Genomic DNA, 21,354 nt, shown 5'->3' on the forward strand with positions numbered 1-21,354 from the left:
GGAGATGTGCCTCGTGCTGAGAGGGCAAGAGACACAGCTGCCCAGACTACCAGTGGCTCCCCGAGTGGCCCAAACCGGTTCCCGGTCGCCACCCGTGGGACCATGGAGCCTACGTATCGATCCGACCCGAGGCACAAGGCGCCTCAAGAGACAGGACCCTGCGTGCCCGCGACCCCTAACAATGTGCCCGAGCCGAGCCGTACCGACCCGGCTCTGATCCGCAATTTCTGCATCATCGCGCACATCGACCACGGCAAGTCCACGCTCGCCGACCGCATGCTCCAGCTGACCGGAGTGGTCGATCAGCGCCAGATGCGTGCTCAGTACCTCGACCGCATGGACATCGAGCGTGAGCGCGGCATCACGATCAAGTCCCAGGCGGTCCGACTGCCCTGGGCCCCGACCGGGGAACCGGGCAAGACCCACATCCTCAACATGATCGACACCCCCGGGCACGTGGACTTCACGTACGAGGTGTCCCGGTCGCTGGCCGCCTGTGAGGGGACCGTCCTCCTGGTCGACGCCGCCCAGGGCATCGAGGCCCAGACTCTCGCCAACCTCTACCTGGCGATGGAGAACGACCTCAAGATCATCCCCGTACTGAACAAGATCGACCTTCCGGCCGCCCAGCCCGAGAAGTTCTCCGAGGAGCTCGCCAACCTCATCGGCTGCGACCCCGCGGACGTGCTCAAGGTCTCCGCCAAGACCGGTCTGGGCGTCGAGGCGCTGCTGGACCGCGTCGTGGCCGATGTGCCCGCACCGGTCGGCGTCCAGGACGCCCCCGCGCGCGCCATGATCTTCGACTCGGTGTACGACTCCTACCGCGGTGTCGTCACGTACGTGCGTGTCATCGACGGTCAGCTCAACAAGCGTGAGCGGATCCGCATGATGTCCACCGGCGCGACGCACGAGCTGCTGGAGATCGGTGTCTCGGCCCCCGAGATGAAGTCGGCCGACGGCCTCGGTGTCGGTGAGGTCGGCTATCTGATCACCGGCGTGAAGGACGTCCGCCAGTCCAAGGTCGGTGACACGATCACCACCCTGCACAAGGGGGCCACCGAGGCGCTCGGCGGTTATAAGGACCCGAAGCCGATGGTCTTCTCGGGTCTGTATCCGCTGGACGGCTCCGACTACCCCGAGCTGCGCGACGCCCTCGACAAGCTCCAGCTCAACGACGCCGCGCTGGTGTACGAGCCGGAGACCTCCGCCGCCCTCGGCTTCGGTTTCCGCGTCGGCTTCCTGGGTCTGCTGCACCTCGACGTGATCCGCGAGCGGCTGGAGCGCGAGTTCGGGCTCGACCTCATCGCCACCGCGCCGAACGTGGTCTACCGCGTCGTCATGGAGGACGGTTCCGAGCACACCGTCACCAACCCGAGCGAGTTCCCCGAGGGGAAGATCGACGACGTGTACGAGCCCGTCGTACGCGCCACGATCCTCGCCCCCTCCGAGTTCATCGGCTCGATCATGGAGCTGTGCCAGACCCGGCGCGGCACCCTGCTCGGCATGGACTACCTCTCCGAGGACCGGGTCGAGATCCGCTACACGCTTCCGCTCGCGGAGATCGTCTTCGACTTCTTCGACCAGCTGAAGTCCAAGACGCGCGGCTACGCCTCGCTGGACTACGAGCCCACCGGCGAGCAGGCCTCCAGCCTGGTCAAGGTCGACATCCTGCTGCACGGCGACAAGGTGGACGCCTTCTCGGCGGTCACGCACAAGGACGCGGCGTACGCGTACGGCGTGCGGCTCGTCGCCAAGCTGCGCGAGCTCATCCCGCGGCAGGCCTTCGAGGTGCCCATCCAGGCGGCCATCGGCTCCCGGGTCATCGCCCGCGAGACGATCCGCGCCATCCGCAAGGACGTCCTCGCCAAGTGCTACGGCGGTGACATCTCCCGTAAGCGGAAGCTGCTGGAGAAGCAGAAGGAAGGCAAGAAGCGGATGAAGATGGTGGGTTCCGTGGAGGTTCCGCAGGAGGCCTTCATCGCCGTCCTGAGCAGTGACGACAACCCGGGATCGGGCAAGGGCAAGAAATAGCCACGATTCCCGCAGGTTTTCAGGGCCCGTCGCGCGACAGCGCGGCGGGCCCTGTGGCTGTATTCAGGAGAAAGTGACTGCCCGGAGCCCCTTACGTGCTGGCCAGTCGCCCTCTACTCTGATCCCTGCTCGGTAGTTACTCGTGAGTTAAACAACAGCCGCCGTCAACAGCCGCCGCTGTCAACAACCGCCGCGTCGAACGACGCCGCAATGAGCCAGCCGCATCGTCGCGGGCCCGGAGGATGTCGTGAGCGACACACAGACACTGATCGAGAACCGTCCGCCGTCCGTCGCGGGCCTCTTCCTGGAGCGCGTGGCGGCCACGCCCGACGCCGAGGCGTACCGGTATCCGGTACCGGCCGCGTCCGGCGAGGGCCCCGACGACTGGAAGTCGCTGAACTGGGCGCAGGCCGCCGAACGCGTCTACGCGATCGCGGCCGGCCTGATCGAGCTGGGCGTGCGGGCCGAGGAGCGCGTCGCGCTCGCCGCCTCGACCCGGCTCGAGTGGATCCTCGCCGACCTCGGCATCATGTGCGCCGGGGCCGCCACGACCACTGTCTACCCGCAGACCAACGCCGACGAGTCCGCGTTCATCCTCGCGGACTCCGAGTCCAAGGTGCTGATCGCCGAGGACGCGGCCCAGCTCGCCAAGGCGGTCGAGAAGCGCGCCGAGCTGCCCGCCCTCACCCATGTGGTCGTGATCGACCCGGCCGGTGTGGAGACCGCCGACTGGATCCTCACCCTCGACGAGCTGGAGAAGCGCGGCGCCGCCCGGCTGGAGAAGGAAGCCCAGCTGATCAAGGAGCGGGTCGGCGCGATCACGAAGGACCAGCTCGCCACCCTGATCTACACCTCCGGCACCACCGGCCGGCCCAAGGGCGTCCGCCTGCCGCACGACAACTGGTCGTACATGGCGAAGGCGATCGCCGCGACCGGTCTGGTCGGCCCCGACGACGTGCAGTACCTGTGGCTGCCGCTCGCGCACGTCTTCGGCAAGGTCCTCACCTCCGGCCAGATCGAGGTCGGGCACGTCACCGCCGTCGACGGTCGAGTGGACAAGATCATCGAGAACCTGCCGATCGTCCAGCCGACGTACATGGCCGCCGTGCCGCGCATCTTCGAGAAGGTCTACAACGGGGTCGCCGCCAAGGCCCGTGCGGGCGGCGGGGCCAAGTTCAAGATCTTCCAGTGGGCCGCCGAGGTCTCCCGCGAGTACGCCAAGGCCGCCCAGGACAACTTCCGGCGCACCGGCACCGCCGCCGTCCCCTTCGGGCTCAACGCCAAGCACAAGGTCGCCGACGCGCTCGTCTACGCCAAGATCCGCGAGGCCTTCGGCGGCAACCTGCGCGCGTGTGTCTCCGGGTCGGCGGCGCTCGCCCCGGAGATCGGCTACTTCTTCGCCGGCGCCGGCATCCACATCCTGGAGGGCTACGGCCTGACGGAGTCCTCCGCGGCCTCCTTCGTCAACCCCGGTGAGGCCTACCGCACCGGCACGGTCGGCAAGCCGCTGCCCGGCACGGAGGTGCGGATCGCCGACGACGGCGAGATCCTGCTGCGCGGCCCCGGCATCATGGAGGGCTACCACGGGCTCCCGGAGAAGACCGCCGAGGTCCTGGAGGCCGACGGCTGGTTCCACACCGGCGACATCGGCGAGCTGTCGCCCGACGGGTACCTGCGCATCACCGACCGCAAGAAGGACCTCATCAAGACGTCCGGCGGCAAGTACATCGCGCCCGCCGAGGTCGAGGGACAGTTCAAGGCGGTGTGCCCGTACGTCTCCAACATCCTCGTGCACGGCGCCGACCGGAACTTCTGCACGGCGCTCATCGCCCTCGACGAGCCGTCCCTCCTCGACTGGGCGAAGGACAACGGGCTGGCCGGAAAGTCGTACGCGGACGTCGTCGCCTCGCCCGTCACCGTGGAGCTCATCGACGGCTACGTCAAGCAGCTCAACGAGGGACTCCAGCGCTGGCAGACCATCAAGAAGTTCCGGCTGCTGCCCCGGGACCTGGACGTCGAGCATGGCGAGATCACGCCCAGCCTGAAGCTGAAGCGGCCCGTCGTGGAGCGGGAGTACAAGCACCTCATCGACGAGATGTACGCCGGATCGCGCGAGGCGTAGCACGCGAGCGCGGGGGCGCGACGGCGCGGAGCACGGCGCGTCGGCGCGCGGCCGGGGCGGAGTCCGAATGCTCGGATTCCGCCCCTCAAGCGTGCCTCATCGAGCACATGCGGACAGTGGCGTAGCACGGTTCTCGCTCAGGACGGCCCACTTCGGTAACCCAGCGCTCATGGCCGGGACCGGTCTGTCACCCTGTGGACATCCGACCGCCCGGGGAGCTGCGCATGGGGGCCATTCCGACGCAACGGGAGACCGTGTCCCGTGCCCAGGGCGCGCCCGCGCACCCGAGTGCGCACTCGATCGCGCTCCCGCACATCCGCGCGACCCTGAACGGCAGTCCCCTCGCGCCCGGCGCCGCCCGCGAGCTGGTGCGCTCCGCGCTGGCGGAGTGGGCCGGTCTCGGCCTGCTCGGCGCGAAGGGGGTGGGGGAGGCCGGGCGCACCGGGCAGACCGGGCAGACCGGGCAGGCCGGGGAGGCCGGGCAGGCCGGGGAGGCCGGGGAACCCGGAGAGCGCCTGGCCGAGGACACCACACTCGTCGTGAGCGAGCTGGTCACGAACGCCGTCGTGCACGCCGGCACCGACGTCGAGCTGGCATGCCGGCTGGAGGAGGATCCCGAACACCCCGGGCACCCCGGTGGCTGCCGCGCGGTCGTCGTCGAGGTCTCCGACCATCACCCCTCCCGCGCCCCGCGCGACGGCACCGCCGAACCGTCGTACGGGACGCCGGAGTACGGCCGCGGCCTGCGCCTGGTCGCCGCGCTCGCCGACGCCTGGGGGGTGACGTACCGCAGGGGGACGAAGACGGTCTGGGCCCGGCTGCTGCCGACGGCCCCCGAGTCCCACGACGCCGACCGGCCCGGCCGTGCCGACCAGCCGTGTCCCGGCCCCGAGCACGACGTCCCCGGCCAGGCGGGACACCTGGGATGCTTCGGTCCCGCCGGCCTCACCGCCCACCCGGACCGCCCGCTCGACTCCGGCCCGGGTCTCCTCGAAGCCCTGGCTCCGGTCCCGCAGCAGGTCGGGTCACGGGACCGGGACTGGCTCAACCGCGGTGCCCTCTCCTTTCTCGCCGAGGCGTCCGATCTGCTCGCCGGGCAGCTCGACGAGGATCTGGTGGCCGCGCTGACCGGCCAGCTGCTCGTGCCGCGGCTCGCCGACTGGTGCGCGGTGTGGCTGGAGGACGAGGTGAGCGGGCGCGGTGAGTGGGCCGGAGGGCCCGGGCCACGGCTGGCCAGGGTCTGGCACGGCTGCGAGAGCCGCGTCGAGGAGCTGCGCCGGGCCCTGGAGAAGGATCCGCCGTGTCCGCCCGACGGCGGCCCCCGCTCCGGACCCGAGTCCTTTCCCTGGCCCGGCGCGGCGCTCGGCCCGCACGGCACGGCCCTCGCCTACCGGCTGATCGCCGGCGGCCGACCGCTCGGCACCCTGGTCATCGGGCAGGCCGGGCTGCCCGCCTTCGCCGACGAGGTCACCGGGCTGGTCGAGGATCTCGGCCGCCGGGTGGCGCTGGCCATCGGGGCGGCCCGCCAGTACGCCCGCCAGGCCACCATCAGCGCCGTCCTGCAACGGGGGCTGCTGCCCGGCGCGGTCGCCGAGATCCCCGGGGTGCGCAGCGCCCTCGTCTACGAGCCGCGCGAGCAGGGCGGCCCGAGCGGTGACTTCTACGACCTGTTCCCGGCGGGCGACGGCCGCTGGTGCTTCGCGGTGGGTGACGTGCAGGGCAAGGGGCCCGAGGCGGCCGTGGTCATCGGCCTGGCCCGGCCCTGGCTGCGGCTGCTGGCCCGCGAGGGCTATGGCGTGGCCGATGTCCTGGACCGGCTCAACCAGCTCCTCCTCGACGACGCGACCGAGGCCGCCGACGCCGCCGCCCGCGCCTTCGTCGGCCCCGCCGGGCCGGGCGACGGCCCGCAGACCCGCTTCCTGTCGCTCCTCTACGGCGAGCTGGCCCCCTTCGAGGGAGGGGTCCGCTGCACCCTCGCCTCCGCCGGGCATCCGCTGCCGCTGCTGCTCGGCCCGGACGGCTCGGTCGCCACGGGCGGGCGGCCGCAGACCCTGCTCGGAGTCATCGAGGAAGCCACGTACACCAGCGACAGTCTGGAGCTGCGGCCCGGCGACAGCCTGCTGTGCGTCACCGACGGCGTCACGGAACGGCGGTCGGGCCTGCGGCAGTTCGACGACGAGGACGGTCTCGCCGCGGCGCTGGCGGGGTGCGTCGGACTCGACGCGGAGCTGATCGCGGAGCGGATCCGGCGGCTGGTGCACGAGTTCGGCGACCAGCCGCCGGAGGACGACCTGGCCCTGCTGGTGCTTCAGGCGGAGTAGGCACCGCTCGCGCCTGTCGGCCTGGGGTGGAGCCGGGTACGGCGGTGGCGGGGCCGGACGCGGTGGTGCGCGGCCGGGAGAGGGCTGGGGGTGTCGGGTGGGGCGGGGGAGACCGGGCGGTCGGTCTTGCGGATGTATCGTCCGGTTCGTGCAGAAGGCGACGAATGCCGTATCTGGAACGCCCACCCGTCGACGGGTCCTGATCGCCGGAGCGGGACTCGGGCTGACCGTGACCGCCTGTACGCGTGACGCCGATCCGCCCGAGGACGCCCGCGGGCCCGGCTTCCACGGCCTGCGCCAGGCAGGGGTGACGACCCCGCGGCAGGCCACCGCGCTGCTCCTGGCGTACGACCTCGACCCCGCCCTGAACGGCGCGGCGGGCGTGCGAGCGCTGAAGGCAGTGCTCGGCGGGTGGACCCACGCCCTCGCCGAGACACTGGAGTCGGACAGCTCGCGCGCCGCCCGCCTCACCGCGACCCTCGGCATCGGCCCCGCTCTCCCCGCGCGCCTCGGCCTGCGGGCCCCGGCCGCCCTGCGTGAGCTGCCCGCCTTCACCGGTGACCGGCTCGACCCCGACCGTTGCGGCGGCGACCTGCTGGTGCAGCTCTGCGCCGACACCGCGGACGCCACCGAGGCGATCGCCGCGACCCTGACCCGCCTGGCCGGGGAGACCCTGTACCCGCGTTGGCGGCAGGACGGCTTCCTGCCCCCGTCACCCGACGGCGGCACCACCCCGCGCAATCTGCTCGGCTTCAAGGACGGGCCCGCCAACCCGACCCCCGAGGAGTGCGAACGATGGGTGTGGTCGGGCAACGCCACCTATCTCGTCGTACGACGAGTCCACCTGCGTCTGGAGGACTTCGCGCGGCTCGCCGTGCACCGTCAGGAGGAGATCATCGGCCGCGGCCGCTCGACCGGCGGCCCGCTGGACGGCGCTCCGTCGGCCGGCGGCCCCGAGGCGGCCGCCCCGCCGCGCTCCCACGTCCGGGCCGTCAGCCCCCGCCTCGACTCGGGGGCCCGGATGCTGCGCCGCGGCTACTCCTATGCCGACGGCCCCACCGACCAGGGCCTGCTGTTCCTCGCGTTCATGCGGGACCCCGCGCTGTTCGCACGGGTGCAGCGCCGGATGGCGGCCCAGGACGAGCTGAGCGGGTTCACCGAGGCCCGGGGCTCGGCGGTGGCGTACGTCCTGCCGGGCGCACGAGCGGGACGGCCGCTGGGTGCGGAGCTGCTGGACTGACCGCCCACCGGCGTCCGGCGCCGGTTCGGTATCCGGCATCGACCCGGCGGCCGGTGTGCGGGTCCGGTGCGAGTGGTCCGGACCGGCGGGCATCCGGGGGTGGGGCGGACGTACGGGACAATGGGTTGCATGCCTTCCGCACTTCCCGACGGTGAGCCGGTTCCCGACGACGGCGCGCTCCCCGCGCACGCGCTCGCCGGCGCCGCCGATCGCCCCCTCGGGTTCTATCTGCACGTCCCGTACTGCGCGACCCGCTGCGGCTACTGCGACTTCAACACCTACACCGCCACGGAGCTGCGCGGCACCGGCGGAGTGCTCGCCTCCCGCGACAACTACGCCGACACCTTGATCGACGAGGTCCGGCTGGCCCGCAAGGTGCTCGGGGACGACCCGCGCGAGGTCCGCACGGTCTTCGTCGGCGGCGGAACGCCGACCCTGCTGGCCGCCTCCGACCTGGTGCGGATGCTGGGCGCGATCCGTGACGAGTTCGGGCTGGCGGCGGACGCGGAGGTGACGACCGAGGCGAACCCGGAGTCCGTCGACCCCGCCTATCTGGCCACCCTCCGCGAGGGCGGCTTCAACCGGATCTCCTTCGGCATGCAGAGCGCCAGGCAGCACGTGCTGAAGGTGCTCGACCGCACGCACACCCCGGGCAGGCCCGAGCGCTGTGTGGCGGAGGCCCGGGCGGCGGGCTTCGACCACGTCAACCTGGACCTGATCTACGGCACCCCGGGTGAGTCGGACGACGACTGGCGGGCCTCGCTGGACGCCGCACTGGGCGCCGGTCCCGACCATGTCTCGGCGTACGCCCTGATCGTCGAGGAGGGCACCCAGCTCGCCCGCCGGATCCGCCGGGGCGAGGTCCCGATGACCGACGACGACGTCCACGCCGACCGGTACCTGATCGCCGAGGAGACTCTCGCCGCGGCGGGCTACGAGTGGTACGAGGTGTCCAACTGGGCGACCTCCGAGGCGGCCCGCTGCCTGCACAACGAGCTGTACTGGCGCGGCGCCGACTGGTGGGGCGCGGGCCCGGGCGCGCACTCGCACGTGGGCGGCGTCCGCTGGTGGAACGTGAAGCACCCCGGGGCGTACGCGGCGGCGCTGGCGGCCGGACGGTCGCCGGGGGCCGGACGGGAGCTGCTGCCGGCCGAGGACCGCCGGGTGGAACGCATCCTGCTGGAGCTGCGGCTGCGGGAGGGCGTACCGCTGGCCCTGCTGCGGCCGGAGGGGCTCGCGGCGTCACGACGGGCCCTGGCGGACGGACTGCTCGACAGCGGCCCCTACGGCGAGGGGCGTGCCGTGCTCACCCTGCGCGGGCGGCTGCTGGCCGACGCGGTGGTGCGGGACCTGGTGGACTGACCCCGGACCCCGGACCCCGGACCCCGGACCCCGGACCCCGGACCCCGGACCCCGGACCCCGGACCCCGGACCCCGGACCCCGGACCCCGGACCCCGGAGCCCGGAGCCCGGACGGAGTCCCGAGACCGGAGCCCGGCGACGACCGAGCCCGGCGACCGGAGACCCGAGACCGGAGCCCGGCGACGACCGAGCCCGGCGACCGGAGACGGAAGACCCGAGACGGAAGGTTCGGGCCGGGTGCGGAGGCCCGAGCCCGGAAGCGTCGAGCATGGAGCCCCGAGCCCGGAAGCCCGTTCCCGGGCCCCGGAGGCCCGCGGCTCAGGGCGCCGTCACGAAGTCGATCAGTTCCTCGACGCGGCCCAGCAGTTCCGGTTCGAGGTCCTTGTAGGTGCCCACCCGCTTCAGGATGGCCTGCCAGACCGCCCCGGTGTTCTCCGGCCAGCCCAGGGCCCGGCACACGCCCGTCTTCCAGTCCTGGCCGTGCGGGACCCGGGGCCAGGCCTCGATGCCGACGGCCGACGGCTTCACGGCCTCCCAGATGTCGATGTACGGGTGGCCGACGACCAGGGCGTGCTCGCTCGTGACCGACCGCGCGATGCGCCACTCCTTGGTGCCGGGGACGAGGTGGTCCACCAGGACGCCCAGCTTCGCGTCGGGTCCCGGCGCGAACTCGGCGACGATCGCCGGCAGGTCGTCCACGCCCTCCAGGTACTCCACGACCACGCCCTCGACGCGCAGATCGTCGCCCCACACCTTCTCGACCAGCTCGGCGTCGTGCCGGCCCTCGACGTAGATGCGGCCGGCGCGGGCCACGCGCGCGCGTGCCCCGGGGACGGCGACCGAACCCGAGGCGGTACGGGTGGGACGTACGGGACCGCCGGACGCGGGCCGTACGAGGGTCACGGCCCTGCCCTCCAGCAGGAAGCCGCGCGGCTCCAGCGGGAACACCCGGTGCTTGCCGAAGCGGTCCTCCAGGGTCACCGTGCCCGCCTCGCAGCGGATCACCGCCCCGCAGAACCCGGTGCCGGGCTCCTCCACCACCAGCCCGGCCTCCGCCGGGACCTCGGGGACCGGTTTCGGCCGCTTCCAGGGAGGGGTCAGGTCGGCGGAGTACTGGCGCATTCGCATGACGATAGGAGAAGCGCCGGGCCGAGGGACACACGATCAGCGCGACACGCCGAAACGGGCCGCCAGCGCGTCACGTTGCGCCCGTACGAACGCCGCGTCCACCACCGCCCCGTGACCGGGCACGTACAGCGCGTCCTCGCCGCCGAGTTCGAGGAGGCGGTCGAGGGCGGCGGGCCAGTGGGACGGTACGGCGTCGGGGCCGGCCTGGGGCGCGTCGGACTCCTCGACCAGGTCGCCGCAGAACACCGTCTCGGGGCTGCCGGGGACCAGGACCGCCAGGTCATGGGCGGTGTGGCCGGGGCCGACGTTCGCCAGCAGGACCTGCCGGCCGCCGCCCAGATCGAGGGTCCACTCGCCGCAGACGAGGTGCCGGGGCCGGACGAGCGTGTCCGCGGCCTCCGTCGCCGCCGTCTCGTCGAGACCGTTGCGCACCGCGTCCGCCCGCAGCTCCTCGGCCGGCACGGTGTCGACCCCCACCGCCCCGAAGACCTCCGCGCCCGCGAACGCCGCAGCCCCGAACACATGGTCGAAGTGGGGGTGGGTGAGGGCGAGATGGGTCACACGGGAGCCGGTGAGTTCCTCGGCCCACGTCCGCAGCCGCGCCCCCTCGGCCAGGCTCGACCCCGCGTCGATCATCAGTACCGCGCCCGCCCCGACGACCAGCCCCGCCGTGCAGTCCCAGCCCGGCAGCCGTACCCGTCCCACCCCGGCCGCGACCCGCTCCCACCCCAGCTCTTCCCAAGTCACCGTCATACCGCGACGCTAGCCCTACGACGCTGCGCCGGGGGCCGACCTTGCCCCGGGTGTACCCCACAGCCGTACACTGGGCCGGGGAACGCTGGCACTCGGATGTGAAGAGTGCCAGACGGGGCTCCCAGGGGACTGGGGACGACTGCTGGAGGTGTGCGCGCGATGCTGAGTGAACGCAGGCTCCAGGTGCTGCGCGCCATCGTCCAGGACTACGTCGGCACCGAGGAGCCCGTGGGGTCGAAGGCGCTCACCGAGCGGCACAGCCTCGGCGTGTCCCCGGCGACGGTCCGTAACGACATGGCCGCCCTGGAGGACGAGGGGTACATCGCCCAGCCGCACACCAGCGCCGGGCGGATCCCCACGGACAAGGGCTACCGGCTGTTCGTCGACAAGCTGGCCGGCGTCAAGCCGATGACCGGTCCCGAGCGGCGGGCCATCCAGAACTTCCTCGACGGCGCCGTCGACCTCGACGACGTGGTGGCCCGGACCGTACGGCTGCTCGCGCAGCTCACCCGGCAGGTCGCCGTGGTGCAGTACCCGTCGCTGACCCGCTCGACCGTGCGGCACGTGGAGCTTCTCTCGCTCGCGCCCGCACGCCTGATGCTCGTGCTGATCACGGACACCGGGCGGGTCGAGCAGCGGATGGTGGACTGCCCGGCGCCCTTCGGGGAGGCTTCGCTGGCGGATCTACGCGCGCGGCTCAACAGCCGGGTCGCGGGCCGGCGGTTCGCGGACGTGCCGCATCTGGTGGAGGATCTGCCGGACGCGTTCGAGAACGAGGACCGCGGCACGGTCACGACGGTGCTCTCCACCCTGCTGGAGACGCTCGTCGAGGAGAACGAGGAGCGGCTGATGATCGGCGGAACCGCCAATCTCACCCGCTTCGGACATGACTTTCCCCTCACCATCCGACCCGTCCTGGAGGCACTGGAGGAGCAGGTCGTGCTCCTCAAGCTCCTTGGCGAGGCGGGGGATTCGGGCATGACCGTACGCATCGGTCACGAGAACGCCTATGAGGGACTCAACTCCACTTCGGTGGTGTCGGTCGGCTACGGTTCGGGCGGCGAGGCAGTCGCCAAGCTGGGCGTGGTCGGACCGACCCGCATGGATTACCCGGGAACGATGGGAGCGGTACGAGCGGTGGCACGGTACGTCGGACAGATCCTGGCGGAGTCGTAGGTGGCCACGGACTACTACGCCGTTCTCGGCGTGCGCCGCGATGCGTCGCAGGAAGAGATCAAGAAGGCCTTCCGGCGGCTCGCGCGCGAGCTGCACCCGGACGTCAACCCGGACCCGAAGACCCAGGAGCGGTTCAAGGAGATCAACGCCGCCTACGAGGTGTTGTCGGACCCGCAGAAGAAGCAGGTCTACGACCTCGGCGGCGATCCGCTGTCGCAGTCGGGCGGCGGAGGCGCGGGCGGCTTCGGCGCGGGCGGCTTCGGGAACTTCTCGGACATCATGGACGCGTTCTTCGGTACGGCGTCGCAGCGCGGTCCGCGCTCGCGCACCCGGCGCGGCCAGGACGCGATGATCCGGCTGGAGATCGACCTCGAGGAGGCGGCCTTCGGCACGACCAAGGACCTCCAGGTCGACACGGCGATCGTCTGCACGACGTGCAGTGGCGAGGGCGCTGCCCCCGGCACCAGCGCCCAGACGTGTGACATGTGCCGCGGCCGCGGCGAGGTGTCGCAGGTGACGCGGTCCTTCCTCGGGCAGGTCATGACCTCGCGGCCGTGTCCGCAGTGCCAGGGCTTCGGCACCGTCGTGCCGACCCCGTGCCCGGAGTGCGCGGGCGACGGGCGCGTGCGCTCGCGCCGCACCCTGACGGTGAAGATCCCGGCCGGTGTCGACAACGGCACCCGGATCCAGCTCGCGGGCGAGGGCGAGGTCGGCCCCGGTGGCGGCCCCGCCGGCGACCTGTACGTGGAGATCCACGAGCTGCCGCACGCGCAGTTCCAGCGGCGCGGCGACGACCTGCACTGCACGGTGACCCTGCCGATGACGGCGGCGGCGCTCGGCACCAAGGTGCCGCTGGAGACGCTGGACGGGCTGGAGGAGGTCGACATCCGGCCCGGTACCCAGTCCGGCCAGTCGATCCCGTTGCACGGCCGCGGTGTCACGCATCTGCGGGGTGGGGGACGTGGTGACCTCATCGTGCATGTCGAGGTGCAGACGCCGAGCAAGCTCGACCCCGAGCAGGAGCGGGTGCTGCGGGAGCTGGCCAAGCTGCGTGGTGAGGAGCGGCCCACCGGGCAGTTCCAGCCCGGACAGCAGGGGCTGTTCTCCCGGCTGAAGGACGCGTTCAACGGGCGGTGACGGTGGGTGTGCGGGGGCCTTCTCGCCCCCGCCGCCCCTTCCCTTTCCCGTCGCTGGGGGCTGCGCCCCCAGGCCCCCGTATCGGCCCTGAACGGGCCCCGTCCTCGAGCGCCGGTCGGGCTGGATCTGCCGGCACGTGCAAGCACGTGCCGATGGGAAGGGCCGATTCGGACTTGTTCGGAGGACGTGACAACATGCCGTCATGTCCTCCGCACTGACCGATCTCTTCCCGTATCCGATCGTGCAGGCCCCCATGGCGGGCGGTGTCTCCCTCCCGCGGCTCGCGGCCGCCGTGTGCGAGGCCGGCGGGCTCGGATTCCTGGCCGCCGGGTACAAGACGGCCGACGGCGTGTACCAGGAGATCAAGCAGCTGCGGAGCCTCACCGCCCGCCCCTTCGGCGTGAACCTCTTCATGCCGCAGCCCGAGTACGCGGAGACGGGCGCCGTCGAGGTCTACGCCCACCAGCTGGCCGGTGAGGCCGCCTGGTACGAGACCGAGCTCGGGGACCCGGAGAGCGGCCGCGACGACGGCTACGACGCCAAGCTCGCGGTGCTGCTGGACAACCCGGTGGCGGTGGTCTCGTTCCACTTCGGCGTCCCGAGCGCCGAGGTGCTCGACTCCCTGCGGCGCGCGGGAACGTTCACCCTGGTCACGGCGACCACTGCCGCGGAGGCGCGCGCGGTGGAGCGGGCCGGCGCTGACGCGGTGATCGTGCAGGGTGTGGAGGCCGGCGGCCACCAGGGCACCCACAAGGACAACCCGGAGAACGACCGCTCCGGCATCGGGCTGCTCGCACTGATCGCCCAGGTCCGCGAGTCCGTGAACCTGCCGATCGTCGCCGCGGGCGGGCTCATGCGCGGCAGCCAGATCGCCGCGGCTCTCGCGGCCGGTGCCGACGCGGCCCAGCTGGGGACCGCGTTCCTCGTCACGCCCGAGTCCGGCGCGCACGCCGTGCACAAGCAGGCGCTGACCAACCCCCTCTTCGTACGCACCGAGCTGACCCGTGCCTTCTCCGGCCGCCCGGCCCGCGGCCTGGTCAACCGCTTCGTGCGCGAGCACGGCCCGTACGCGCCCGCCGCCTACCCGGAGGTCCACCACCTCACGTCGCCGCTGCGCAAGGCGGCCGCCAAGGCGGGCGACGCGCAGGGCATGGCGCTGTGGGCGGGACAGGGACACCGGCTGGCCCGCGAGCTGCCCGCCGGGCAACTGGTGGAGGTCCTGGTGTCCGAAATCGCCGAGGCGCGGACGGCGTTGGCGGAATTCCGGGCTCGTGAGGGCGGTGCCTCGTGACGGCGCCCGTCTTCGTCGTCGACGAACTCCCGGCCTCCCGCTCCGCGTTCGTGCTGGACGGTCCCGAGGGCCGGCACGCCGTCTCCGTGAAGCGGCTGCGGACCGGCGAGGAGGTCGTCCTCACCGACGGCGCCGGGCGCTGGGCGCGGGGCGAGGTCGTCGCCACCGAGGGCAAGGACCGGCTGGCGGTGAGCCTGGGGGAGGTGGTCGAGGAGCCCGCCGAGGCGCCCCGGATCACCGTCGTCCAGGCGCTGCCGAAGGGCGACCGGGGCGAACTGGCCGTCGAGACGATGACCGAGACCGGCGTCGACGCGATCGTGCCGTGGGCGGCCGCGCGCTGCATCACCCAGTGGAAGGGCGAGCGCGGCGCGAAGGCTCTCGCCAAGTGGCGGGCCACCGCCCGCGAGGCCGGCAAGCAGTCCCGTCGGGTCCGCTTCCCCGAGATCGCCGACGCGTCGACGTCCCGGCAGGTGGCGGAGGTGCTCGCCCGTGCCGACTTCGCCGCCGTCCTGCACGAGGACCGTGACTACGGCAGCGAGCCCCTGGCCACCGCCGAACTGCCCACCACGGGCGAGATCGTGCTCGTCGTGGGCCCCGAAGGGGGCGTCTCGCCCGACGAGTTGGCGCTCTTCGCGCAGGCGGGTGCGAAGGCGTACCGGCTCGGGCGGAGCGTCCTGCGCACCTCGACCGCCGGCACGGCGGCCGCGTCCCTGATCCTGGGCAGGACCGGTCGCTGGTCCTGACCCCGCCCGTCCCTCCGGGAGGACATCGTGGAATTCGTCCAGGTAAGGCTGCTGGTCACCGACTTCGCCGCCTGCTATCGCTTCTACGCCGACGTCCTCGGCCTCAAGCCGCAGTCGGGGGCGGAGCGGGGACCGTACGAGAAGTTCTCGCCCGCCACCGGTGCGACGGGGATAGCCATTCAGGACCGGAAGATGATGGCGGAGGTGCTGGGCGAGCTGGGCGACACGGCGAACGGTCACCGCTCCCTGGTGGCCCTGCGCGTCGACGACCTGGACGCCCTGTGCGCGCGGATCACCGCCCGCGGCGCCGCCCTGATCCACGGCCCCGCCCCGATGGCCGACCGGATGCGCGTGGCCTACCTCAAGGATCCGGAGGGCAATCTGGTGGAACTTCAGGAGTGGTTGCTGCTGCGCGGCTGAGCGCGACGGCGGTGAACAGCTCCCAGCCGTCCAACTCGCCGTTCAGGGGCAGCAGTTCCCGCTTGACGGCCTCGTCGACGAAGGCGCGCACCACACCGGGTCGGTTGAGGTTGAGGTGATGGTGGCGGTCGCCCACCCCGCCGCTGTGCCCGTATGCGACGCTGCCCACGTAACGCCCTTCACCGTCCTGGAACACGATGTGGGTGCGCACCCCGTCCCGGTGAAGGGTGAGCACCTCCTGGCAGGGCCCTCCGACCACGTGCCGGTGGCGGACCGTCCACACATAGGTGGTCGTCTCGTCCACGACGAGGGTTCTCCGGCGGCGCTGGTCGCTCATGCGCCCAGCGTAGGACCGGCGCGGAACGTGACCGCATACGGGCTACCGCACCGCCCGCCCGAGTGGCACGCTGCGGTCCATGGGGGCGTTGAGGCGCATTTGGCTTCTCCCGTCGGTGGCCGTGGCGGCGGTGGGCGTCGTGGCGTGCGAGCCGGGCGGGCTGAGCAGCATGTCCGTGGCGTACACCACCGACGAGGCCGCGACGGCCGAGATCCAGCGGCGGGACGTGGACGTGCGCTGGCTGACCTGCACGGCTCGGTACGAGGACCAGGAGAAGGCGGGGACCGTCGCCGCCGTGGACTGTCAGGGGAAGACCGCGGACGGGCGGGACATCACGGTCGAGGGTCAGGTCGCGCGGGCGGTCGACGGGGCCTGTGTGCGCGGGGATCTCACCGCCGTCGTCGGGAAGAAGCAGCTGTTCCGGGTGAGCGGTCTCGGCGACTGCAAGTCCGCGACGCCGTCGCCGGTCGAGCCGTCCGAGTCCGACCGGCCCGGCGGGCGGCCGACGGTCACCGTGACCGTCACGGTCACCGAGACGGTGAGCGGGGACGGAGGCGGGGGCGGCGGCGGAAAGAAGTGATCGAAACCCCTGACCTGCGGTCCCGCCGGTGCATACAGTGATTCGGTGACACAGCCCGCGACGCCTGCCGCATACCTCCGATACCCCCATCTGCACGGCGAGTCGGTGGCCTTCGCCGCCGAGGACGACGTGTGGCTGGCCCCCCTCGACGGCGGCCGCGCCTGGCGGGTCAGCGCCGACAACGTGCCGGTCACCCTGCCGCGTATCTCGCCCGACGGCACCACCGTGGCCTGGACCTCCACCCGCGACGGCGCCCCCGAGGTGCACATCGCCCCCGTCGACGGCGGCCCGTCGACCCGGCTGACGTACTGGGGGAGCTGGCAGACCCGGGTGCGGGGCTGGACCCCGGACGGCCGGGTCCTCGCCGTCAGCACCTACGACCAGGCGACCCTGCGCCGCAGCTGGGCCCGCGCCGTCCCGGTCGACGGCGGACCGGCGACGACGCTGCCGTACGGGCCGGTCGGCACGGTCGCGCACGGCCCGCACACCGTGGTGCTGTCCGCGCCGATGGGACGCGAGGCCGCCCACTGGAAGCGCTACCGGGGCGGTACGGCGGGCAAGTTGTGGATCGACCGGGAGGGCGACGGGGAGTTCGTCCGGCTGCACGAGGAGCTGGACGGCAACATCGAACACCCCGTCTGGGCGGGGGAGCGTCTCGCGTTCCTGTCGGATCACGAAGGCACGGGAGCCCTGTACTCCTCCCTCGCCGACGGGTCGGACCTGCGGCGGCACACCCCGCTCGAAGGCTTCTACGCGCGGCACGCCGCCGGTGACGGTACCCGGGTCGTGTACATGTCCGCGGGCGAGCTGTGGCTGCTCGACGACCTCGACGGGGCCGAACCGCGCCGGCTCGACATCCGCCTCGGCGGGCAGCGCACCGACCGCCGCCCGTATCCCGTCGCCGCCTCCCGCTGGCTGGGCGGAGCGGCGCCCGACCACACCGCGCGGGGCAGCGCCGTGGAGGTGCGCGGCGCCGTCCACTGGGTGACCCACCGCTCCGGACCCGCCCGCGCACTCGCCGCCGAACCCGGCGTCCGGGCCCGGCTGCCGCGCACCTTCCGCACGGAGGGCGAGGAGTGGGTCGTCTGGGTGACCGACGCCGAGGGCGAGGACGCGCTGGAGTTCGCCCCGGCCACCGGCACGGCCCCCGGTGCCACTCCGCGCCGGCTCGCCGCCGGACGGCTCGGCCGGGTCCTGGAGCTCGCGATGGCACCCGACGGCAGCCGGGCCGCCGTCGCCGCGCACGACGGGCGGCTGCTGCTCGTCGAGCGGGAGACCGGTGAGGTCCGCGAGGTCGACAGCAGCCCCGACGGCGAGGTGTCCGACCTGGTCTTCTCGCCGGACTCGGCCTGGCTGGCCTGGTCCCACCCCGGGCCGCGCCCGCTCAGCCAGCTCAAGCTCGCCAACGTCACCGACCTGTCGGTCACCGAGGCGACCCCCCTGCGCTTCCGGGACTACGCGCCCGCCTTCACCCTCGACGGCAAGCACCTCGCGTTTCTCTCCGCACGCGCCTTCGACCCGGTCTACGACGAGCACGTCTTCGACCTGTCCTTCGTGGCCGGGGCCCGCCCGCACCTCATCACCCTCGCGGCGACGACCCCGTCCCCCTTCGGCCCGCAGCGGCACGGCAGGCCCTTCGAGGCCCCCGACAAGGACGAGACACCCGACAGCGAGGGCACCCCGACCACCCGTATCGACCTCGAAGGCCTCGCCGACCGGATAGTCCCCTTCCCGGTGGAGGCCGGCCGGTACTCCGGGCTCGCCGCGGCGAAGGACGGCGTGCTGTGGCTGCGGCACCCCGTGCGCGGTGTCCTCGGCGCCTCCCGGGCCACCCCGGACGACCCCGACCCGCACACCGAACTGGAGCGCTACGACCTCGCCCAGCAGCGCATCGAGCACCTCGCCGCCGACGCCGACGGCTTCGAGGTCAGCGGCGACGGCAAGCGGCTGCTGCTGTGGACCGACGGCAAGCTCAAGGTCGTCCCGAGCGACCGGCGCGCCTCCGGTGACGAGGACAGCGACAGCAACATCACCGTCGACCTCGGGCGGATCCGCCGCACCGTCGACCCGGCCGCCGAGTGGCGGCAGATGTTCGACGAGACCGGCCGGATCATGCGGGACAACTTCTGGCGCCCCGACCTGGGCGGCGTCGACTGGGACGGCGTCCTGGACCGCTACCGGCCCGTGCTGGAACGGGTCGCCACCCACGACGACCTCGTCGACCTGCTGTGGGAGGTGCACGGCGAACTCGGCACCTCGCACGCCTACGTCATGCCGCGCGGCGGCCACGGCGGCGGCGCCCGGCAGGGTCTGCTGGGCGCCGACATCTCCCGTCACGAGGACGGCAGTTGGCGTATCGACCGGGTCCTGCCCTCGGAGACCTCCGACCCCGACGCACGCTCCCCGCTCGCCGCGCCCGGCGTCGCGGTGCGGGCCGGTGACGCCGTCGTCGCCGTCGGCGGGCAGCCGGTGGATCCGGTCGCCGGGCCCGGACCGCTGCTCGTCGGCACCGCGGGCAAGGTCGTCGAGCTGACGATCTCGCCGTCCGGCGGGGGCGAGCCGAGGCACGCCGTCGTCGTCCCCGTCGCGGACGAGGAGGCGCTGCGCTACCACGCGTGGGTCTCGGACCGGCGGGCGTACGTGCACGAGGCCTCCGGCGGGCGGCTGGGGTATCTGCACGTGCCCGACATGCAGGCGCCCGGGTGGGCCCAGATCCACCGTGACCTGCGGGTGGAGGTGGCGCGGGAGGGGCTGATCGTGGACGTCCGGGAGAACCGGGGCGGGCACACCTCGCAGTTGGTCGTCGAGAAGCTCGCCCGGCGCATCGTCGGCTGGGACCTGCCGCGCGGGATGCGGGCGTCCAGCTATCCGGAGGACGCGCCCCGGGGGCCCGTCGTCGCCGTCGCCAACGAGTTCTCCGGGTCCGACGGGGACATCGTCAACGCGGCGATCAAGGCGCTCGGGATCGGGCCGGTGGTGGGCACGCGCACGTGGGGCGGGACGATCGGGATCGACAGCCGGTACCGGTTGGTCGACGGGACGCTCGTCACGCAGCCCAAGTACGCGTTCTGGCTGGAGGGGTACGAGTGGGGCGTGGAGAACCACGGTGTCGACCCGGACGTCGAGGTGGTCTGTGCCCCCCAGGACTACGCGGCGGAGCGGGACGTCCAGCTGGACGAGGCGGTCTCGCTGGCGCTGGCCGCTCTTGAGGAGACCCCGGCGAAGGTCCCGCCCGTTCTGCCGTGAGCCGGGTTGCCGTCCCGTCCGGGGGGCTCCGCCCCCTGGACCCCCGGACCTGTGCCCACCCTCCCCCACGCTCGGCTGCGCTCGCGCGGGGGGACCCCCATCCCGACTCGGTGGGGAGAAGGGCGAGCAAACCCGGGGGGCGGCAGCCCCCCGCTACCATGCCCCCGTACTGATCAACCGTCTGAGGAGGAACCCGCATGGCAGGGGAACCGCAGGACGACTGTCTGTTCTGCAAGATCGTCGCGGGGAACATCCCGGCGACGATCGTGCGGGAGACCGAGACGACCATCGCCTTCCGGGACATCAACCCGCAGGCGCCCACCCACGTCCTGGTGATCCCGAAGGCGCACTACCGGGACGCCGCGGCGCTGGCCGCCGGCGCGCCGGAGCTCGCCGCCGACGTGCTGCGCGAGACGCAGGCGGTCGCGGACGAGGACAAGCTGGAGAGCTACCGCGTCGTCTTCAACACCGGCGCGGGCGCCGGTCAGACCGTCTGGCACGCCCACGCGCACGTCGTCGGCGGCCGGGGCCTGCACTGGCCCCCCGGATAGGCCGCCGTGTCCGTACGTGAACTGGTGGTCCTCGGCACCGCCAGCCAGGTCCCCACCCGGCATCGCAACCACAACGGCTACCTGCTGCGCTGGGACGGCGAGGGTGTCCTCTTCGACCCGGGCGAGGGCACCCAGCGGCAGATGCTGCGCGCCGGGGTCGCCGCGCACGACCTCAACCGGATCTGCGTCACGCACTTCCACGGCGACCACTCCCTCGGTCTCGCCGGTGTCATCCAGCGCATCAACCTGGACAAGGTCGCGCACCCGGTCACCGCGCACTATCCGCGCTCCGGGCAGCGCTTCTTCGACCGGCTGCGCTACTCCACCGCCTACCGCGAGACCGTCGGCATCACCGAGGTCCCGGTGGACGCGGACGGGGTGCTCGCCACCACCGCGTCCTACCGTCTCGAAGCCGCCAGGCTCTCCCACCCCGTCGAGTCCTACGGCTACCGGATCGTCGAGCCGGACGGCCGCCGCATGCTGCCCGAGCAGCTGGCCGCGCACGGCATCAAGGGGCCGGACGTCGGCCGGATCCAGCGGGAGGGTGCGATCGGCGGGGTGTCGCTGGACGAGGTCAGCGAGGTGCGGACCGGACAGCGGTTCGCGTTCATCATGGACACCCGGCTGTGCGAGGGCGTGCACGCGCTCGCCGACGGCGCCGACCTGCTCGTCATCGAGTCGACCTTCCTCGACGAGGACGAGCAACTCGCCGTCGACCACGGTCATCTGACCGCCGGTCAGGCCGCCCGGGTGGCCCGTGACGCCGGGGTCCGGCATCTCGTCCTCACCCACTTCAGCCAGCGCTACGCGGAGCCGGAGGAATTCGAGCGGCAGGCGCGGGCGGCCGGGTTCGAGGGCGAGCTGACCGTGGCGCACGACCTGCTGCGGGTGCCGGTTCCGAAACGCCGATAAAACG

17 protein-coding genes are annotated in these 21,354 nt (G+C 72.7%); 14 read left to right on the forward strand and 3 right to left on the reverse strand.

What is annotated here, in order from left to right:
- Positions 1 to 162: 162 nt before the first annotated feature.
- From lepA to hemW, 5 genes are all read left to right on the forward strand, one after another.
- Positions 163 to 2,031, forward strand: coding sequence for a translation elongation factor 4 (gene lepA, locus OHU34_RS27840; protein WP_142264275.1), 1,869 nt, complete (start codon positions 163 to 165; stop codon positions 2,029 to 2,031).
- Positions 2,032 to 2,278: 247 nt separating this feature from the next.
- A complete protein-coding gene (locus tag OHU34_RS27845; RefSeq protein WP_142264274.1) occupies positions 2,279 to 4,153 on the forward strand; it encodes a long-chain fatty acid--CoA ligase in 1,875 nt (624 codons plus the stop codon).
- Between the two features lie 224 nt (positions 4,154 to 4,377).
- A complete protein-coding gene (locus OHU34_RS27850; RefSeq protein ID WP_405768830.1) occupies positions 4,378 to 6,474 on the forward strand; it encodes a SpoIIE family protein phosphatase in 2,097 nt (698 codons plus the stop codon).
- Positions 6,475 to 6,622: 148 nt separating this feature from the next.
- Positions 6,623 to 7,714: a Dyp-type peroxidase gene (locus OHU34_RS27855; protein ID WP_405768833.1), complete on the forward strand. Its 1,092-nt coding sequence runs from the start codon at positions 6,623 to 6,625 to the stop codon at positions 7,712 to 7,714.
- Between the two features lie 129 nt (positions 7,715 to 7,843).
- Positions 7,844 to 9,076 carry a radical SAM family heme chaperone HemW gene (hemW, locus tag OHU34_RS27860; protein WP_405768836.1) on the forward strand — a complete coding sequence of 411 codons (1,233 nt, stop codon included), beginning with the start codon at positions 7,844 to 7,846 and terminating at the stop codon, positions 9,074 to 9,076.
- A gap of 318 nt (positions 9,077 to 9,394) precedes the next feature.
- Here the strand turns inward: hemW and OHU34_RS27865 are convergent, their stop codons facing one another.
- Positions 9,395 to 10,198 carry a DUF3097 domain-containing protein gene (locus OHU34_RS27865; RefSeq protein ID WP_142264271.1) on the reverse strand — a complete coding sequence of 268 codons (804 nt, stop codon included), beginning with the start codon at positions 10,196 to 10,198 and terminating at the stop codon, positions 9,395 to 9,397.
- Positions 10,199 to 10,240: 42 nt separating this feature from the next.
- Entirely contained in the window at positions 10,241 to 10,957 is a 717-nt protein-coding gene (locus OHU34_RS27870; protein ID WP_142264270.1) for an MBL fold metallo-hydrolase, read from the reverse strand.
- Positions 10,958 to 11,116: 159 nt separating this feature from the next.
- On the opposite strand from OHU34_RS27870, the gene hrcA reads away from it, so the two are divergent.
- From hrcA to OHU34_RS27895, 5 genes are all read left to right on the forward strand, one after another.
- Complete coding sequence (gene hrcA / locus OHU34_RS27875) at positions 11,117 to 12,133, forward strand: heat-inducible transcriptional repressor HrcA (protein ID WP_230195760.1); 1,017 nt, start codon at positions 11,117 to 11,119, stop codon at positions 12,131 to 12,133.
- Entirely contained in the window at positions 12,134 to 13,270 is a 1,137-nt protein-coding gene (gene dnaJ, locus OHU34_RS27880) for a molecular chaperone DnaJ (RefSeq protein ID WP_020127760.1), read from the forward strand.
- A gap of 202 nt (positions 13,271 to 13,472) precedes the next feature.
- Positions 13,473 to 14,561 carry a nitronate monooxygenase gene (locus OHU34_RS27885; protein ID WP_142264268.1) on the forward strand — a complete coding sequence of 363 codons (1,089 nt, stop codon included), beginning with the start codon at positions 13,473 to 13,475 and terminating at the stop codon, positions 14,559 to 14,561.
- Positions 14,558 to 15,304, forward strand: coding sequence for a 16S rRNA (uracil(1498)-N(3))-methyltransferase (locus OHU34_RS27890; RefSeq protein ID WP_142264267.1), 747 nt, complete (start codon positions 14,558 to 14,560; stop codon positions 15,302 to 15,304). The genes OHU34_RS27885 and OHU34_RS27890 overlap by 4 nt, the downstream gene beginning before the upstream one ends.
- 27 nt (positions 15,305 to 15,331) lie before the next feature.
- Positions 15,332 to 15,724, forward strand: a complete 393-nt coding sequence (locus tag OHU34_RS27895; RefSeq protein ID WP_054244877.1) for a VOC family protein — start codon at positions 15,332 to 15,334, stop codon at positions 15,722 to 15,724.
- Here the strand turns inward: OHU34_RS27895 and OHU34_RS27900 are convergent.
- Positions 15,666 to 16,061: a hypothetical protein gene (locus OHU34_RS27900; protein WP_142264266.1), complete on the reverse strand. Its 396-nt coding sequence runs from the start codon at positions 16,059 to 16,061 to the stop codon at positions 15,666 to 15,668. The two genes, OHU34_RS27895 and OHU34_RS27900, sit on opposite strands and share 59 nt — an antisense overlap.
- 79 nt (positions 16,062 to 16,140) lie before the next feature.
- On the opposite strand from OHU34_RS27900, the gene OHU34_RS27905 reads away from it, so the two are divergent.
- From OHU34_RS27905 to OHU34_RS27920, 4 genes are all read left to right on the forward strand, one after another.
- Entirely contained in the window at positions 16,141 to 16,641 is a 501-nt protein-coding gene (locus OHU34_RS27905) for a hypothetical protein (RefSeq protein WP_142264265.1), read from the forward strand.
- 45 nt (positions 16,642 to 16,686) lie between these two features.
- On the forward strand, positions 16,687 to 19,887 hold the full coding sequence (locus tag OHU34_RS27910) for a S41 family peptidase (protein WP_267019967.1): 3,201 nt from the start codon (positions 16,687 to 16,689) through the stop codon (positions 19,885 to 19,887).
- Positions 19,888 to 20,084: 197 nt separating this feature from the next.
- Complete coding sequence (locus OHU34_RS27915; RefSeq protein WP_054244874.1) at positions 20,085 to 20,438, forward strand: histidine triad nucleotide-binding protein; 354 nt, start codon at positions 20,085 to 20,087, stop codon at positions 20,436 to 20,438.
- Positions 20,439 to 20,444: 6 nt separating this feature from the next.
- Entirely contained in the window at positions 20,445 to 21,350 is a 906-nt protein-coding gene (locus OHU34_RS27920; RefSeq protein ID WP_405768844.1) for a ribonuclease Z, read from the forward strand.
- The last annotated feature ends 4 nt before the right edge of the window (positions 21,351 to 21,354 follow it).

Source organism: Streptomyces sp. NBC_00080 (genome assembly GCF_045041255.1).
In the GTDB taxonomy this organism is placed as follows: Bacteria; Actinomycetota; Actinomycetes; order Streptomycetales; family Streptomycetaceae; genus Streptomyces; species Streptomyces coriariae.

Bases quoted from the DNA above. Each gene is read 5' to 3' on its own strand.
- OHU34_RS27850 (WP_405768830.1), top strand. From the start codon at position 4,378: ATGGGGGCCATTCCGACGCAACGGGAGACCGTGTCCCGTGCCCAGGGC.
- hemW (WP_405768836.1), top strand. From the start codon at position 7,844: ATGCCTTCCGCACTTCCCGACGGTGAGCCGGTTCCCGACGACGGCGCG.
- OHU34_RS27865 (WP_142264271.1), bottom strand. From the start codon at position 10,198: ATGCGCCAGTACTCCGCCGACCTGACCCCTCCCTGGAAGCGGCCGAAA.
- OHU34_RS27870 (WP_142264270.1), bottom strand. From the start codon at position 10,957: ATGACGGTGACTTGGGAAGAGCTGGGGTGGGAGCGGGTCGCGGCCGGG.
- hrcA (WP_230195760.1), top strand. From the start codon at position 11,117: ATGCTGAGTGAACGCAGGCTCCAGGTGCTGCGCGCCATCGTCCAGGAC.
- OHU34_RS27885 (WP_142264268.1), top strand. From the start codon at position 13,473: ATGTCCTCCGCACTGACCGATCTCTTCCCGTATCCGATCGTGCAGGCC.
- OHU34_RS27900 (WP_142264266.1), bottom strand. From the start codon at position 16,061: ATGAGCGACCAGCGCCGCCGGAGAACCCTCGTCGTGGACGAGACGACC.
- OHU34_RS27905 (WP_142264265.1), top strand. From the start codon at position 16,141: ATGGGGGCGTTGAGGCGCATTTGGCTTCTCCCGTCGGTGGCCGTGGCG.
- OHU34_RS27915 (WP_054244874.1), top strand. From the start codon at position 20,085: ATGGCAGGGGAACCGCAGGACGACTGTCTGTTCTGCAAGATCGTCGCG.